Here is a 15388-nt window from a genome sequence, read left to right as displayed (position 1 = left end):
GGATGGGGTTCCGCCTGAGCCCCGAGGCGCGTGAGGCGGGGCATCGGCTGCACGCCCACGACACCCTCGGCTCGACCAATTCCGAGGCCTTGGCCCAGGCCGAGGCCGGCGAGGCCGGGCCGCTCTGGATCGTCGCGCAACGCCAGAGCGAGGGCAGGGGAAGACGCGGGGCGGCCTGGGTCTCCCGCGAGGGCAATCTCGCCGCGAGCTTGCTCTGGCCAGTCGCCGGCATCGCTCCCGAGCAGGTCGCGACGCTCGGGTTCGTCGCCGGGCTGGCGCTGGTGAACGCGCTCGATGACGTCGCGGCGTCGCATGCGAGCGAAGACACGTTTCGCCTCAAATGGCCGAACGACGTCCTGGCAAACAACGAAAAACTCGCCGGCATCCTGCTGGAAGCTGCGGGCAAGCGCGCGGTGGTCGTCGGTTTCGGCGTCAACGTGCTGGCGGCGCCGGACGGATTGCCGTATGCGGCGACATCCCTTGCTTCGCTGGGTTGTGATGCGGACGCCGCCGACCTCTTGGCTGCGCTGTCACGTCGGTTTGTGGAAGCGGCCCGGATCTGGAACAAGGGGCACGGATTTTCGAGCGTCCGGCAGCGCTGGCTACAGCGCGCGGCCGGGATCGGGGCGCCCGTGACGGTGCGCCTGCCCGACGGGACGCTTCATGGTCTTCACGACGGAATCGATGAGGGGGGGCGGCTCATCATCCTCGCCCCGGATGGACAGACGCATACCGTGACGGCGGGTGAGGTGCACTTTGGAAGTGCCGCGACGGCGGCCTGATGTTGGACTGACAGGAATATGACTTCACGGCAGGACGAGCTCGTCTTCGTGCCGCTCGGCGGCGTGGGCGAGATCGGCATGAACGCGGCACTCTACGGGATCGGACCCGAGAAGAGCCGCAAATGGATCATGGTCGATTGCGGCATGGGCTTCGCCGGCGAGGAAGGCCTGCCGGGCATCGAGCTGATGTATCCGGACCTCACCTTCATCGAGGAGCGCCGCCAGGATCTGCTCGGCATCTTCATCACTCACGCCCACGAGGACCATATCGGCGCCATCGCCGAGCTGTGGCCGAAGCTGAAGGCGCCGGTCTATGCGACGCGCTTCGCCAAGCAGCTTCTCGAGACGCGCCGCCTCTCCGAGCCCGGCGCGCCTAAGGTGACGCTCAAGCAGATCACGCCAGGCCAGCGCGTGACGGTCGGTCCGTTCGAGATCGAGTTCGTGCCGGTCTCGCACTCGATCCCCGAGTCGAATGCCATCGCCATCCGCACCGAGCACGGCCTCGTGCTGCACACAGGCGACTGGAAGCTCGATGACACGCCGGTCGCCGGCGACATCACCTCGCCCGACGCCTTCCGCGCGCTCGGCGACGAGGGCATCCTGGCGATCATCTGCGACTCCACGAACGTCGTGCGTGAGGGCCGCTCCCCGAGCGAAGCCGAGGTCGCGGCGACCCTCAAGCGCCTGATCGAGGAAGCACCGCATCGCGTCGCGGTGACGACCTTCGCCTCCAACGTCGCCCGCATCCGCGCCGTCGCTGAGGCCGCGCAGGCCTGTGGCCGTCAGGTTCTGGCGGTGGGCCGAGCCATGGACCGGGTCATCGATGTCGCGAAGGAATGCGGCTACCTCGACGGCCTGCCGGACATTCTCCCCGGCGATTCTTTCAGCCACCTGCCCCGCGAGAAGGTGGTCTGCCTGCTCACCGGCTCGCAGGGCGAGCCGCGCGCCGCGATGTCCCGCGTCTCCCGCGAGGATCATCCCGCCGTCTCGCTGACGGCAGGCGATCGCGTGATCTTCTCTTCGCGCGCGATCCCGGGCAACGAGCGCGATGTCGGCGCCATCATCAACGACCTGATCGAGATGGGCGTCGAGGTCATCACCGACCGCACCGAACTCGTCCACGTCTCCGGCCACCCGCGCCGCGACGAGATGGCCGCGATGTATGCCTGGACCCGGCCGAAGGCCGCGATCCCGGTGCATGGCGAGGCGCTGCACCTCGACGAGCATGCCCGCTTCGCTCGCGCCCAGGGCGTCGACACGGTGGTGAAGGCCCGCAACGGCAGCCTGATCCGCCTCGCTCCCGGCAAGCCCGAGGTGATCGAGCATGTCCGGGCCGGCCGCCTGTACAAGGACGCCAACGTCCTGATCGATGCGAAGGACCGCGCCGTCCCCGAGCGCCGCAAGCTCGCCCAGGCCGGTGTCGTCTCGGTGGCCATCGCGATCGATGCCCGTGGCACGGTCCTCGGCACGCCGGCCGTCGACATCATGGGCATGCCCAACCGTGGCCGCGATGGCGAGCCGCTGATTGACACGGTGGTGGACACCGTCGCGCGCACCCTCTCGGGGCTGCCGGCTGGCAAGCGCCGCGACTCCGAGGCGGTCGAGAACGCCGTCGACCGCGCGATCCGCTCGGCGCTCAACGACGTCTGGGGCAAGAAGCCCGCCTGCCACGTGCAGGTGGTGGAGGTCTGACCCGGCATCGACCCTTCCCCCTATCGGGGGAGGGGGCCTCGCGGGCCAGCCTCTCCCGCACAGGAGAGAGGGGCTGTAGGTTCCGCTGAATTCTTGAGAGGGAGAAAGACGATGATCGGCCGGCTCAACCACGTGGCCATCGCGGTGAAGGATCTCGACGCGGCGACGGCGATCTACCGCGACACGCTCGGCGCCAAGGTCACCGAGCCGCTGCCGCAGCCGGAGCACGGCGTCACAGTGGTCTTCGTCGAGCTGCCGAATTCCAAGGTCGAGCTGATGTCGCCCCTCGGCGAGAACTCGACGATCCAGGGCTTCGTCGACAAGAACCCGGCCGGCGGCATCCACCATGTCTGCTACGAGGTCGAGGACATCATCGCCGCCCGCGACAAGATGAAGGCGCAGGGAGCGCGCGTGCTTGGCACGGGCGAGCCGAAGATCGGCGCCCACGGCAAGCCGGTGATCTTCCTGCACCCGAAGGATTTCCTCGGCACCCTGGTCGAGCTCGAGCAGGTCTGAACCCCGTGAAGGCCTTGTTCCTGTCGGTCACTGCCTCGACGCTGAGGACGCTCGTCGTCCTCGTCGTCGCCATCGCGGCCATCGTCCTGGTGGCCGTGAAGGGCTTCGACCTGACGGTGTTCGGCGCGCTGGCCCTGTACTTCGTGCTGTGGTGGACCTTCCTGTTCGCGGTCCTGCCGCTCGGAAACCACGCCGAGAGCGATCCAGAGCGGATCGTGCCGGGACAGGATCCGGGCGCCCCTGCGAGTCCGCGGCTGCGGGAGAAGGCGCTCATCACGACGGCGGCTGCCGCCGTCGCCTTCTTCATCGCCATCGTCGTCTTCCCGCTCGCGCGGCTCTAGCGCGTCGAACTCGGGCGGCGCGATGGCGACATCGCGGCCTGGCAGCCCGCAACTCTCACGCGAGGGTTCACCCCAGGATCGGCCGCCGCCATCGCGGCCTGCCTGCGCAAGCCCTCGATCGCGGACTGACGAGCGCCACCGGCGCTCGCTCAATCGTTGATTGACAGGATCGGTACCGACTTCGACACTTCCACGGACGGTTGCGCCCCTTTGTCGGGAGAACGCGGCCGCGCCGTAGGGAGACGATCATGGCCGCGATGCCGGGTGCCGCGAGCACGCCTGCCGGGGACGAGCCCGAGGGCAGCGTGGGCCACCATTATTTGCTGCCCTGCATGCTGGCCCTGTTCTTCACCTGGGGCCTCGCCACCGTCCTCGTCGACATCGTCACGCCGAAGCTGAAGAGCCTGTTCGATCTCAGCTACACCCAGGCCACGCTGACGCAGTTCTGCTTCTTCTTCGCCTATGCGGTGATCTCGCTGCCGGCCGGCGTGCTGGTGGGGCGGATCGGCTACATGCGGGGCCTTGTGGTCGGACTGCTGGTCATGGCCTGCGGCTGCCTGCTCTTCGCGCCAGCGGCGCGGCTGGGCCTGTTTCCGATCTTCCTGCTCGCGCTCTTCGTGATGGCCTCCGGCATCGCGATCCTCCAGGTCGCAGCCAATCCGCTCGTGACCAAGCTCGGCCCCGCGGCGCAGGCTCCCAGCCGGCTGACGCTGGCGCAGACCTTCAACTCGCTTGGCACCACGGTCGGGCCGGTGATCGGTGCCTGGGCGATCCTCTCGCACGTGCCCGAGGTGAAGGACCCTGCCAGCCTCTCCGCCGAGGCATTGGCCAGCGCGCGCCAGGCCGAGGCCGCGGTGCTGCAGACGCCGTTCCTGGTGATCGCCGCCGGACTCGGCGCCCTGGCGATCTTCTTCTGGATCGTGCGCTCCTGGGTCACCGAGTCCGCGAAGTCAGATGCAGCGACGGAGACCCGCGGCCTCGGCCTCGACCTGCTCAAGCGCCCGAAACTCGCCCTCGGGGCGCTGGCGATCTTCCTCTATGTCGGCGCGGAAGTCTCCATCGGCACGCTGATGGTGAGCTACCTGGAGCAGCCACACGTATTGGGCGCGACGCCCGAACATGCCGGCAGGCTCCTGAGCTTCTATTGGGGGGGCGCCCTCGTCGGCCGCATCGTCGGCAGCATCGTCCTGCGTTACGCGCGGGCCGGGCTGATCCTCGGGTGCTGTGCCATCGCTGCCGGTACGCTCGCGACGATCTCCGGCCTGTCGCACGGCACCCTCGCCGCCGTGACGCTGATCGCGGTCGGCCTGGCCAACTCGATCATGTTCCCGACGATCTTCGCCATGGCCATCGATGGTCTCGGCAAGCGGACGGCACAGGGCGCGGGGATCGTCTGCGTGGCGATCGTCGGAGGTGCGGTGGTGCCGGTGGTGACGGGCTTCCTGGCCGACCATGTCGGCCTCGGCCTGGCGCTGTTTGCTCCGGTCGCCTGCTATCTCTGCATCGCCGGCTACGCGTTCGGCAATCTGCGTGGCGAGTTGGCCGGGGAGCGGGCTGCCCCGAAGCCGCTGGCGGCCTGAATGCGCGGCCGCAAAGGTCAGCCCAAATAAAAAAGCAAGGCACTGAGCCTTGCTTTAAGCAATATGAAGTATTCCAGCCTATATTCTCTCACGTTCTTCTAGCGACGTGGCGGCTGCTTGTTCCTCCCGAGACTCGGACCGTGCGCTGCCACAAGTTGGGCGGCGACCATCACGGCGGTGCTTATAGGAAGAAGATTTCCGTCTGTCACGTGGGTTAGAGCGTTATGCTGCGTTTTTTTGCTCAAACCGCGACAGAATGTTCTCGGCCGCCATGCGCCGGGCCGAAGATCAACGATCGGAGAGGCGGCTGATGGTCTTCCGCGCGGCTGCGTAGCCCCGGAACGCTTGTGTTTTCAGGGCGCAATGTGTTGTGTGCGCTCGCGCGTATCGGGCCAGGGCCCGGCGTTCCGACCGCACATCATAGGCCTTCGATGCGTCTGACCCGCTACTTCCTGCCGACGCTCCGCGAGACGCCCAAGGAAGCCGAGATCGTCTCTCACCGCCTGATGCTGCGCGCCGGCCTGATCCGCCAGGAAGCGGCCGGCATCTATGCGTGGCTGCCGCTCGGCCTGCGCGTGCTCGAGAAGGTCTGCGCGATCATCCGCGAGGAGCAGAACCGCTCGGGCGCCATCGAGATCCTGATGCCGACGATCCAGTCGGCCGATCTCTGGCGCGAGTCCGGACGCTACGACGCCTACGGAAAGGAGATGCTGCGCATCAAGGACCGGCACGATCGCGAGATCCTGTACGGACCGACCGCCGAAGAGGTCGTCACCGAGATCTTCCGGGCGAGCGCGCGCTCCTACAAGGACCTGCCGAAGAACCTCTACCAGATCTCCTGGAAGTTCCGCGACGAGGTGCGTCCGCGCTTCGGCACCATGCGCTCGCGCGAATTCCTGATGAAGGACGCCTATTCCTTCGACCTCGACCAGGCCGGCGCCCGGCACGCCTACAACAAGATGTTCGTCGCCTACCTGCGCACCTTCGCGGCGATGGGCCTGCGCGCCATCCCGATGCGTGCCGATACCGGCCCGATCGGCGGCGACCTCAGCCACGAATTCATCATCCTTGCTCAGACCGGCGAGAGCGAGGTGTTCTGCGACCGCGCCTATCTCGATTTCGAGATCCCGGCAGTGAACATCGATTTCGACGACATCGCCGGCCTGCAGGGCACGGTGGATTCCTGGACTTCGCATTACGCGGCCACCGACGAGATGCACGACGAGGCGGTCTTCGCCGAGGTGCCGGAGGAGGCGCGCATGTCGGCCCGCGGCATCGAGGTCGGGCACATCTTCTATTTCGGCACCAAATATTCCGAGCCGATGAAGGCCGTCGTCACCGGCCCGGACGGCAAGGAGGTGCCCGTGCATATGGGCTCCTACGGCATCGGCCCGAGCCGGCTGGTGCCCGCCATCATCGAGGCGAGCCACGACGAAGCCGGCATCATCTGGCCGGATTCCGTCGCGCCCTTCGACGTCGCCCTGATCAACCTCAAAGTCGGCGATGACGCGGTCGATGCTGCTTGCGCCGAGATCGAGAGCGAACTCCAGGGCGCCGGGCTCAGCGTGCTCTACGACGACCGCGACGATCGCCCCGGTGCGAAATTCGCCACGGCCGATCTGATCGGACTGCCCTGGCAGGTGATCGTCGGGCCGAAGGGCCTCGCCGACGGCAAGGTCGAGCTCAAGCGGCGCGCCACCGGCGAGCGCGAGCTGATCGCACCGGTCGACCTGCTCTCGCGACTCAAGCGCATCTGAACCCGGCATCGACCGGCGTTTGGCGAGGGGGCTTGGCAAACACCATCGGTCTCTTGCTTCGCGAGCGCCTCGTCATCAGCCGCGGCGAAGGTGGCAGGACTGCCCCACGGTGACGAAAACAACAGTTTCGTCCCCGTCGGCCACAATATTGCGGGGTTTCCCCTATCCTGAATCACGGATCGGCGGAGCCGATGCCGAACCTTGCCGCCTCGGATGACGGCTCTCACGACCAGGACGAGACGGATCATCACGTGGCGGGATTGACGATGGAGGGGGCGGCGGGTCTCGCCGAGCGGGCGAAGCGGTTCGCCGGCTCGCTCGGAAAGGGAGCGACGCTGCCCTTCTGCGGCTTCGAGTGGATGATCGCGCTGCGCTACCTGCGCGCGCGCCGTCGCGGCGGCGGCGTTTCCGTGGTGGCGCTGTTCTCGGTGATCGGCATCGCACTCGGCGTCGCCAATCTCATCATCGTGCTCTCGGTGATGAACGGCTTCCGCTCGGAATTGCTCTCGAAGATCGTCGGCCTCAACGGCCACGTCTTCGTCACGCCGGTCGACCGGGCGCTCACCGATTACAGCGATCTGGCCGACCGCCTCGAGAAGGTGGCGGGCGTGCGTTCGGCCATCCCGCTGGTCGAAGGACAGGCCTTCGCGTCCTCGCCCTACGGTGGCAGCGGTGTGCTGGTCAGGGGCGTGCGCGCGCCCGACCTCGACAAGATCGCCGCCGTCTCGAAGAGCCTGAAGAGCGGAACGCTCGTGGGCTTCGACGATGGCACCGGCGTCGCCATCGGTGCGCGGCTCGCAGACAGCCTCGGCCTGCAATCCGGCGACCAGATCACCCTCTCGACACCCAAGGGCGCAACGACGCCCTTCGGCACGGCACCGCGCCAGAAGACCTACACGGTGAAGGCGGTCTTCGAGATCGGCATGACCGAGTTCGACCAGACCTTCGTCTTCATGCCGCTCACCGAGTCCCAGGCCTTCTTCAACCGCGAGGGCGACGTCAGCCATATCGAGATCTATCTCGACAATGCGGATTCCGTCGGCGAACTGCGCGGCGACCTGGAAATGGCGGCCGAGCGCCCCGTGCTGCTCACCGACTGGCGTCAGCGCAACAAGACCTTCTTCGGCGCGCTGGAGGTCGAGCGGAACGTGATGTTCCTGATCCTCAACCTCATCGTCATCGTGGCGACGTTGAACATCATCTCCGGCCTGATCCTGCTGGTGAAGGACAAGTCGAGCGACATCGCCATCCTGCGCACCATGGGCGCGACACCCGGCACAATCATGCGCGTGTTCCTCTTGAACGGTGCGCTGATCGGCATTGTCGGCAGCCTCGCCGGGCTCGTGCTCGGGGTGGTCTTCACGCTGAACATCAAGCCGATCCAGCGCACGCTCTTTCCGGGCGCATGGGATCCGACGGTGCGCTTCCTCGCCGAGATCCCGGCCGAGATGAATACCGGCGAGGTCACGACGATCGTGCTGACATCGATCGCCCTGGCGCTGGTGGCGACCCTCTATCCCTCCTGGCGCGCCGCCCGGACTGACCCGGTGCAGGCGCTGCGGTATGGCTGAACACGGATCGACGACGATGGCCACCGAAGGGGCAGCCGGCACGCAGCCGGTGCCGGCACTGTTCTTTGCGCGCGTCGAGCGCCGCTACGCGCAGGCCAAGGGTGCACTCGAGATTCTTCGAGGTGCCGACATGGCGATCTGGCCGGGGGAGCTCGTCGCGCTGGTGGCGCCGTCGGGCACGGGCAAGTCGACGCTGCTGCACGTCGCCGGCCTGCTGGAGCGGCCGGACGGCGGCGAGGTCTTCATCGGCGGCCGGCCGACCTCGGCGATGTCGGATTCCGATCGCACCCGGATCCGGCGCGAGGAGATGGGCTTCGTCTACCAGTTCCACCATCTGCTGCCCGAATTCTCGGCGCTGGAGAACGTGGTGATGCCCCAGCTGATCCGTGGTCTCGGCCGCGGCGAGGCGAAGGCGCGTGCTTCCGAACTCCTGAGCTTCCTCGGCCTTGCCGAACGCGTGACCCATCGCCCGGCGGAGCTGTCTGGCGGCGAGCAGCAGCGCGTCGCCATCGCCCGCGCTGTGGCCAATGGACCGCGCCTGCTGCTGGCCGACGAGCCGACCGGCAACCTCGACCCGCACACCGCCAGTCATGTTTTTGGAATTCTGTTATCGCTGGTGCGGGCCTCGGGCCTCGCGGCGCTGATCGCGACCCACAACATGGATCTCGCCTCGCGCATGGACCGCCGGGTGACGATTCGGGACGGCCTGATCGAGCAGATGGATTGACGATGGGCGCGCCGGGTTTCGCGCGCCGAAGCGGGTTCCTCTGCCGCTAAGCGGAGGCCGCGATCACTCCTCGCCGCCTTCGGCCTGTTCGCGCACGAAGGTCAGGCAGCGCTCGCGCGCGCCCTGGTCGTCGATCGACAGAAACAGCGAGATGAGTTCGTGAGCCATCCGCGCATCCTGCGAGAAGGCCATGTCGCCGTCATTCGCTGCCGTAGGCCCGATGCTCATGCGATCGGGCTCAGGGCGCGTCCAATCCGAACGCACGATCCGATCGAGTGAGGTCTTGCCATTCCCACCGGTCATCCGGGACTCCTACACAATGGGCGATCGCAATTGCCTGAAATTCAATCTTGTGCAACCGAAATGCGAGTGGTCGCCGGGCTCGTATCCAACGCACGCTGAACGACCGTTTCCCGAACCGCCCTCACGACGGAAAACCACATCAAGGGCACGTCGGGTGCCATTGATCGTGCATTCGTGAACGCAGACGGCCGGGAAGACTCGGTCGTGAACCGGTGACGCTCCGCCCGCAAGCCATCGAAACGTCGCGCCGATCGCATGCTTCGGCGGCAGCAGATTAGATGAAACTCGCGAGGAAAGGCCACTACTTGGAAGTACTATCCGATTTGAGGATGGAAAGGAATAAAATATTCTACCGCGGAACCAGTGAGTGCACGAGAGTTTGCGTGTGAACGCTAGCGGATCCGCGGTGCCGGAAATGACTATTGCAGCCGCCTGTTACCCTCCGGCAGCGTCCTGCGCCGAAGCTCACGCTGCAATTCGATCAGCAGCATGTCGATCAAGTTCTTGAGGATCGGCGTGCCGAGCGTGCCGATCAGGGCCCGTGCGGCCACCATCGCATCCACCAAATGATTGACGATGTTGACGGCGTCCGGTCCGCGCAGACTCTCGGCGTTTCTCGTATCCGTGACATCGACCGCGACACCGAGGCATCGGAAGCCTCGACCCTGCGCGTCCTTCTCGACCTGTCCACGTGCCGCAACCCACCGATAGGATCCGGTGCCGCCAACCATGCGGAACTCGGATTCGAAGCGCCCGGCGGTGCTGTGGGCGACCTTCACGGCCTCGTGCACCCGCTCCCGGTCGCTGGGATGTACACCATCCAGGAAGGTGTTCAGCGAGATGCCGGCGCGTGCAGCCTCCTCGTCGACACCGATCAAGGTGGCGAAGGCTCCGGACGGATAGACCGTCTTGGTTTCGAGATCGGTCTCCCACGTGCCGACGAAGCCGCACGCGTTCAGAGCGGATTGAAGAGCCGGATCGACCGCTCTCGCGGGTTTCAGAGTGACTGCCATGAGAGACGCTTTCTGTCGCTCGTGCGAGATGACAATTCTACGCCCGTTGGCCCCGGGAGGCTACCTGGCGTTGCGTTTGAGGATCTGCCCGTATTCCAGCAGCACCATGTCGAGCAGCGTGCGAAGCCGGAACGTGCCATTCTCGGCAACCACCTGGCGGGCCGAGCGGCAGAGTGCGGCTGACCGCGCGACCGGCTCGTCCGGGGTCGAGGATGGTTCCTCCTCCGGCAGAGCCGCGACGGCCGGTGGGCTCGTTACGTCGATCAGAAGCCCGTAGCCGCGCACCATCACCCCGTGCTCATCCGGTTCGTACAGGCCGCGAAGGTTTACCCGACGGACGACGTCGGGTGCCGGGGTCGTGCGGAGGACGAGATCGACCATGCCTCCCGCACTGCGCGCGGGCGCGGTCGCTGTCTTCAGCCGGTCGCGGTCGTCCGGATGGACCGCCTGAACGATCCGCTGCGACCGAACACCTCGGCTCGCTTCTCGCGGCGTGAGGCCGAGCAGACCCGCATTCGTGAGATCGCAGGTGACACGGTCGTGCACGATGTCCCACTGCCAGGTGCCGACCATGTGCGCGGCGAGGATGTCGGACCTCGCGACGGTAAGATCGCTTCGCTTATCGATATCAAACATTGAACGGCCGTTCCCAAACGTCCCGACCCAGTGACGTCGTTCGGCATGACCTCGACGATCAGCCGTCGACCTATACGAGACCGCACCACCTCACGGCAGCGATCCGCGCGACCGCATTCGCAACTTCTAATTCCATCGGTATTTGGCGCGGACCATCAGATGGTCAATGCGAGGCCTTCGCGACTGACGAAACATTGAACGGACAAAAAGCAGGCAGCGGCGTGGGCTGAAGTTCCGACATTAACATTTGTTGATGTCGCAATTACTGCCCGATGGTCGCCTTCGGTTTGTTGATGAGCGCGTGCTGATGGCGCCGTTTCATTGTGGATCTTGGGGTCGGAACCTGTCCGCGAACGTAGTGCGAAGACCAATTCGGCTTTTTGTGTGCGTGTACACGGGTCGAGGACTGCCCTGTTGGGGGCGCCGCGGCTTCATCGACGAAAGTCCGCATCCGGATCGACGGGACCAGCGGATCAGCCGGTTCCCTTGCCGTTAACCACAGCCGAACGTCGCGTCACCCACAGGCTTTACACAGAACAAAACAAGAACAAAGATGGCTCATCAACGGGAGCAAGCGCAGACATGGTTCGGAACAAGCTTCTCACCAGCCTGGTCGAATTCACGGCGTTCGGGCTCTTCTCGGGAGCGATCGGTCTCTGGGCTGTAGCCTTGATGCCGATCCACTGAGCGATGGTTTCCAGCGGCCTCGACCGGCGATCCGTCCACAGCGGAATGCGATCGCGCCGCTGGTTCCGCCAGCGACCCGGGTCCGCGACCTGATGCGGACGAGGCACGCGCGGTGGATATCGCCGCCGTCCCGCTCGCCAGCCTCGACCCGAGCGGCAGACTCGCCGATGGTGGCGGGCCGCAACGAAGGCATCCCATGGCGCGTGTGTTGAAGGAGGTCGGCTTCGTCCACCTCCATGTCCACTCCTCCTATTCCCTCCTCGAAGGCGCGCTGAAGGTCGGCGATCTGGTCAAGGCGGCGGTCGCCGACCAGCAGCCAGCGCTCGCGCTCACCGACACCAACAATCTGTTCGGGGCGCTCGAATTCTCGGAGAAGGCCGCTGGATCGGGTCTGCAGCCGATCGCGGGAATGCAACTCACGGTCTGTTTCGAGGAGCCGGACCCGAAGGTGCGCGGCTCGACCGCGGGCATGGGCAACCTCGTCCTGCTGGCCCAGGACGCCACCGGCTACGGCAACCTGCTGCGGCTCGCGAGCCGCGCCTATTTCGACGTGCCGCTCGGTGAGCCGCCGCGCGTCGCGGCCGAGGTTTTGCGAGAAGCGGGCGCCGGCATGATCGCGCTGACCGGCGGCGGGACCGGCCCGCTCGATTCCGCCCTGCGGGCCGGCAAGACGGATCTGGCGTTGCGCCGCCTCAACCTGCTCAAGGCGGCCTTCGGCGAGGAGAACCTCTATGTCGAGCTGCAGCGTCACGGCCTTGCCGACGAGCGCGCCGTCGAGCGCGAGCTGATCGGCCTTGCCGACCGGCACGGCCTCGGGCTGGTCGCGGCCAACGAGCCGTTCTTCTCGAAATCCGGCGATTACGACGCGCATGACGCGCTGCTCGCCATTGCCGAGGGACGCCTGGTCTCGGACGAGCGCCGCCGCCGGCTGACCCCGAAGCACGCCTTCCTGTCGCGCGGGGACATGAAGGCGCTGTTCGCGGATCTGCCGGACGCGCTGACCGCGACGGTGGAGATCGCCATGCGCTGCGCGGTCCGCGTGCGCACGCAGAAGCCGATCCTGCCGAACTTTTCGCGGGTGGGGGCCGGCGAGACGCCGAACATGGCGGAGGCCGTCGCCGAAGCGGCCGACGGCGTCCCGCAAGAAGTCGCCGCCGACGAGCCGACCGAGCTGCGCCGGCAGGCCGAGGCCGGGCTGGAGCTGCGCCTGAAACAGCACGGCACCGCGCCGGGCTTTTCGGAGGACGATTACCGCGCGCGCCTCGCCTTCGAGCTCGACGTCATCACCCGGATGAAGTTTCCGGGCTACTTCCTGATCGTCTCCGACTTCATCAAGTGGGCGAAGGACCACGACATTCCCGTCGGACCGGGCCGCGGCTCGGGCGCCGGCTCGGTGGTGGCCTGGTCGCTGCTCATCACCGATCTCGACCCTTTGCGGTTCGGGCTCCTGTTCGAGCGCTTCCTCAACCCCGAACGCGTCTCGATGCCGGATTTCGACATCGACTTCTGCGTCGAGGGCCGCGAGCGCGTCATCCGCTACGTGCAGGAGCGCTACGGCGAGGGTCAGGTCGCGCAGATCATCACCTTCGGTACGCTGCTCGCCCGCGGCGTGCTGCGCGATGTCGGCCGCGTGCTGGAGATGCCCTACGGCCAGGTCGACAAGCTCACGAAGCTCGTGCCCCAGAACCCGGCCAATCCGGTGACGCTGGCCCAGGCCATCGAGGGCGAGCCGAAGCTCCAGCAGGCGATCGAGGAGGAGCCGATCGTCGGCCGCCTCATGGAGATTTCGAAGAAGCTCGAGGGCCTGCACCGCCACGCCTCGACCCACGCCGCCGGCGTGGTGATCGGCGACCGGCCGCTGGAGCAACTCGTCCCGCTCTACCGAGACCCGAAGACGGGCATGCGGGTCACCCAGTTCAACATGAAGTGGGTCGAGCAGGCCGGCCTCGTGAAGTTCGACTTCCTCGGCCTCAAGACCCTGACGATGCTTCGGTGCTGCACCGATCTCCTGAAGCAGCGCGACATCCACATCGACCTCGCCTCGCTGCCGCTCGACGACAAGGGCACCTACGTGCCGATGGGCCGGGGCGAGACGGTCGGCGTGTTCCAGGTGGAATCCGCGGGCATGCGCAAGGCGCTGGTCGAGATGCAGGCCGACCGGTTCGAGGACATCATCGCCCTGGTCGCGCTCTACCGGCCGGGCCCGATGGCCAACATCCCGGTCTATTGCGAGCGCAAGCTCGGCCGCGATGCCGGCAACGAGTCAGCCTGGTACCCGCACGAAAAGATCGCGCCGGTGCTGAAGGAGACTTTTGGCATCATCGTCTACCAAGAGCAGGTGATGGAAATCGCCAAGGTACTTGCCGGCTACTCGCTCGGCGAGGCCGACATGCTCCGCCGCGCGATGGGTAAAAAAATCCGCTCGGAGATGGACGCGCAGCGCGAGCGCTTCGTGAAGGGCTGCATCGAGCGCGAACTGACCAAGGCCAAGGCGAACGAGATCTTCGATCTGCTCGCCAAGTTCGCCGATTACGGCTTCAATAAGAGCCACGCGGCGGCCTACGCGCTGCTGACCTACCAGACCGGCTACCTCAAGGCGAACTACCCTGTCGAGTTCCTCGCCGCTGCGATGAACCTCGACATGGACGTCACCGACAAGCTCGCCGAGTTCCGGCAGGACGCGCAGCGGCTCAAGATCACCGTGGTGCCGCCCTCGATCAACGAGTCTGGCGTGACCTTCGAGGTGCGCGAGGGCCGGATCTATTACGCACTGGCCGCGATCAAGGGCGTCGGCCGCGCGGCCGTCGAGTCCCTGGTCGAGGCGCGCGGCGACACGCCCTTCAAGGACCTCGCCTGCCTCGCCCGGCGCATGAACCCGCGCTTCGTCAACAAGCGCACCCTGGAGGCGCTGATCGCCGGTGGCGCGCTCGACTGCATCGAGCCGGACCGGTCCCATGCCTGGGCCGCCGTCGAGCCGATGATGAAGATGGCTCAAGGAGCGGCCGAGGCCGAGACCACCGGCATCGAGGACATGTTCGGCGGCGTCGCGGCGACCGGCGTCGCTTTGCGCATCCCGAGCCATGAGCTCTGGCCGATGTCGGACACGCTCAAGCGCGAATACGACGCCATCGGCTTCTTCCTCTCGGGCCACCCGCTCGACGAGTACGGCGAGCTCTTGCAGAAGCTGCGCGTGCAGAGCTGGGCCGAGTTCTGCGCCTCGGTGCGCCAGAACGGCGGCGGCTTCGGCAAGGTCGCGGCCTCGGTGCTCGACCGGGCCGAGCGCCGCACCAAAAGCGGCAACAAGATGGGCATCGTCACGCTCTCGGACCGCACCGGCCATTTCGAGGCGATCATCTTTCAGGAGGGGCTGATCCAGTACCGGGACATCCTGGAGCCCGGAAAGCCGCTGGTGCTGACGCTGCAGGCCAATCTCGAAGGCGAGGAGGTGCGTGCCCGCATCACCACGGCCGAGCCCCTCGATGCGGCGGTGGCCAAGCACCAGAAGGGCATGCGGATCTTCCTGCGCGACGACCGGGCGCTGGGCTCGGTGAAGCAGCGCCTCACCATGCGCGGCGAGGGCGAAGTCTCGCTGATCCTCATCCTCGACAACGGCGAGCGCGAGGTCGAGGTGAAGCTGGAGGGGAAGTATCAGGCCGGTCCGCAGGTGGCCGGCGCGCTCAGGGCAGTGCCTGGGGTGGTGCAGGTGGAGGTGAGTTGAGGGGCTCGCGCCTTTCACCGTCATTCCGGGGCCGCGCAGCGGAACCCGGAATCCAGAACCGCCGA

General features: G+C 66.5%; 12 protein-coding genes. 9 read left to right on the top strand and 3 right to left on the bottom strand.

Going from position 1 to position 15388, the window contains the following annotated elements; all coding sequences use genetic code 11:
• Positions 1-2 precede the first annotated feature (2 nt).
• From HCU64_RS10495 to HCU64_RS10460, 8 genes are all read left to right on the top strand, one after another.
• The gene (locus HCU64_RS10495; protein WP_233383810.1) at positions 3-782 is read left to right on the top strand and encodes a biotin--[acetyl-CoA-carboxylase] ligase; all 780 of its coding nucleotides are present in this window, start codon (positions 3-5) and stop codon (positions 780-782) included.
• Between the two features lie 18 nt (positions 783-800).
• Positions 801-2474, top strand: a complete 1674-nt coding sequence (locus HCU64_RS10490; protein WP_233383809.1) for a ribonuclease J — start codon at positions 801-803, stop codon at positions 2472-2474.
• A 111-nt stretch (positions 2475-2585) separates the two neighbouring features.
• Positions 2586-2990 (top strand): methylmalonyl-CoA epimerase, encoded by a 405-nt coding sequence (mce, locus tag HCU64_RS10485; RefSeq protein WP_233383808.1) that lies wholly within the window; start codon positions 2586-2588, stop codon positions 2988-2990.
• Positions 2987-3331 carry a DUF1467 family protein gene (locus tag HCU64_RS10480; RefSeq protein WP_442785949.1) on the top strand — a complete coding sequence of 115 codons (345 nt, stop codon included), beginning with the start codon at positions 2987-2989 and terminating at the stop codon, positions 3329-3331. The genes mce and HCU64_RS10480 overlap by 4 nt, the downstream gene beginning before the upstream one ends.
• 248 nt (positions 3332-3579) lie before the next feature.
• A complete protein-coding gene (locus HCU64_RS10475) occupies positions 3580-4911 on the top strand; it encodes a sugar MFS transporter (protein ID WP_233383807.1) in 1332 nt (443 codons plus the stop codon).
• Positions 4912-5342: 431 nt separating this feature from the next.
• Positions 5343-6668: a proline--tRNA ligase gene (gene proS / locus HCU64_RS10470; protein ID WP_233383806.1), complete on the top strand. Its 1326-nt coding sequence runs from the start codon at positions 5343-5345 to the stop codon at positions 6666-6668.
• A 359-nt stretch (positions 6669-7027) separates the two neighbouring features.
• Positions 7028-8239 carry a lipoprotein-releasing ABC transporter permease subunit gene (locus tag HCU64_RS10465; protein ID WP_233384266.1) on the top strand — a complete coding sequence of 404 codons (1212 nt, stop codon included), beginning with the start codon at positions 7028-7030 and terminating at the stop codon, positions 8237-8239.
• A 16-nt stretch (positions 8240-8255) separates the two neighbouring features.
• Entirely contained in the window at positions 8256-8966 is a 711-nt protein-coding gene (locus tag HCU64_RS10460) for an ABC transporter ATP-binding protein (protein ID WP_233383805.1), read from the top strand.
• 63 nt (positions 8967-9029) lie between these two features.
• Here the strand turns inward: HCU64_RS10460 and HCU64_RS10455 are convergent, their stop codons facing one another.
• From HCU64_RS10455 to HCU64_RS10445, 3 genes are all read right to left on the bottom strand, one after another.
• A complete protein-coding gene (locus tag HCU64_RS10455) occupies positions 9030-9269 on the bottom strand; it encodes a hypothetical protein (RefSeq protein ID WP_233383804.1) in 240 nt (79 codons plus the stop codon).
• A 419-nt stretch (positions 9270-9688) separates the two neighbouring features.
• Positions 9689-10282: a PAS domain-containing protein gene (locus tag HCU64_RS10450; protein ID WP_233383803.1), complete on the bottom strand. Its 594-nt coding sequence runs from the start codon at positions 10280-10282 to the stop codon at positions 9689-9691.
• 60 nt (positions 10283-10342) lie between these two features.
• The gene (locus HCU64_RS10445; RefSeq protein ID WP_233383802.1) at positions 10343-10918 is read right to left on the bottom strand and encodes a hypothetical protein; all 576 of its coding nucleotides are present in this window, start codon (positions 10916-10918) and stop codon (positions 10343-10345) included.
• 883 nt (positions 10919-11801) lie between these two features.
• Between HCU64_RS10445 and dnaE the strand changes: the two genes are divergently transcribed.
• On the top strand, positions 11802-15323 hold the full coding sequence (dnaE, locus tag HCU64_RS10440) for a DNA polymerase III subunit alpha (protein ID WP_233383800.1): 3522 nt from the start codon (positions 11802-11804) through the stop codon (positions 15321-15323).
• Positions 15324-15388: the final 65 nt, after the last annotated feature.

Source organism: Methylobacterium sp. C25 (assembly GCF_021352225.1).
GTDB lineage: Bacteria > Pseudomonadota > Alphaproteobacteria > Rhizobiales > Beijerinckiaceae > Methylobacterium.
This window is presented reverse-complemented; position numbering and strand designations above follow the sequence as displayed.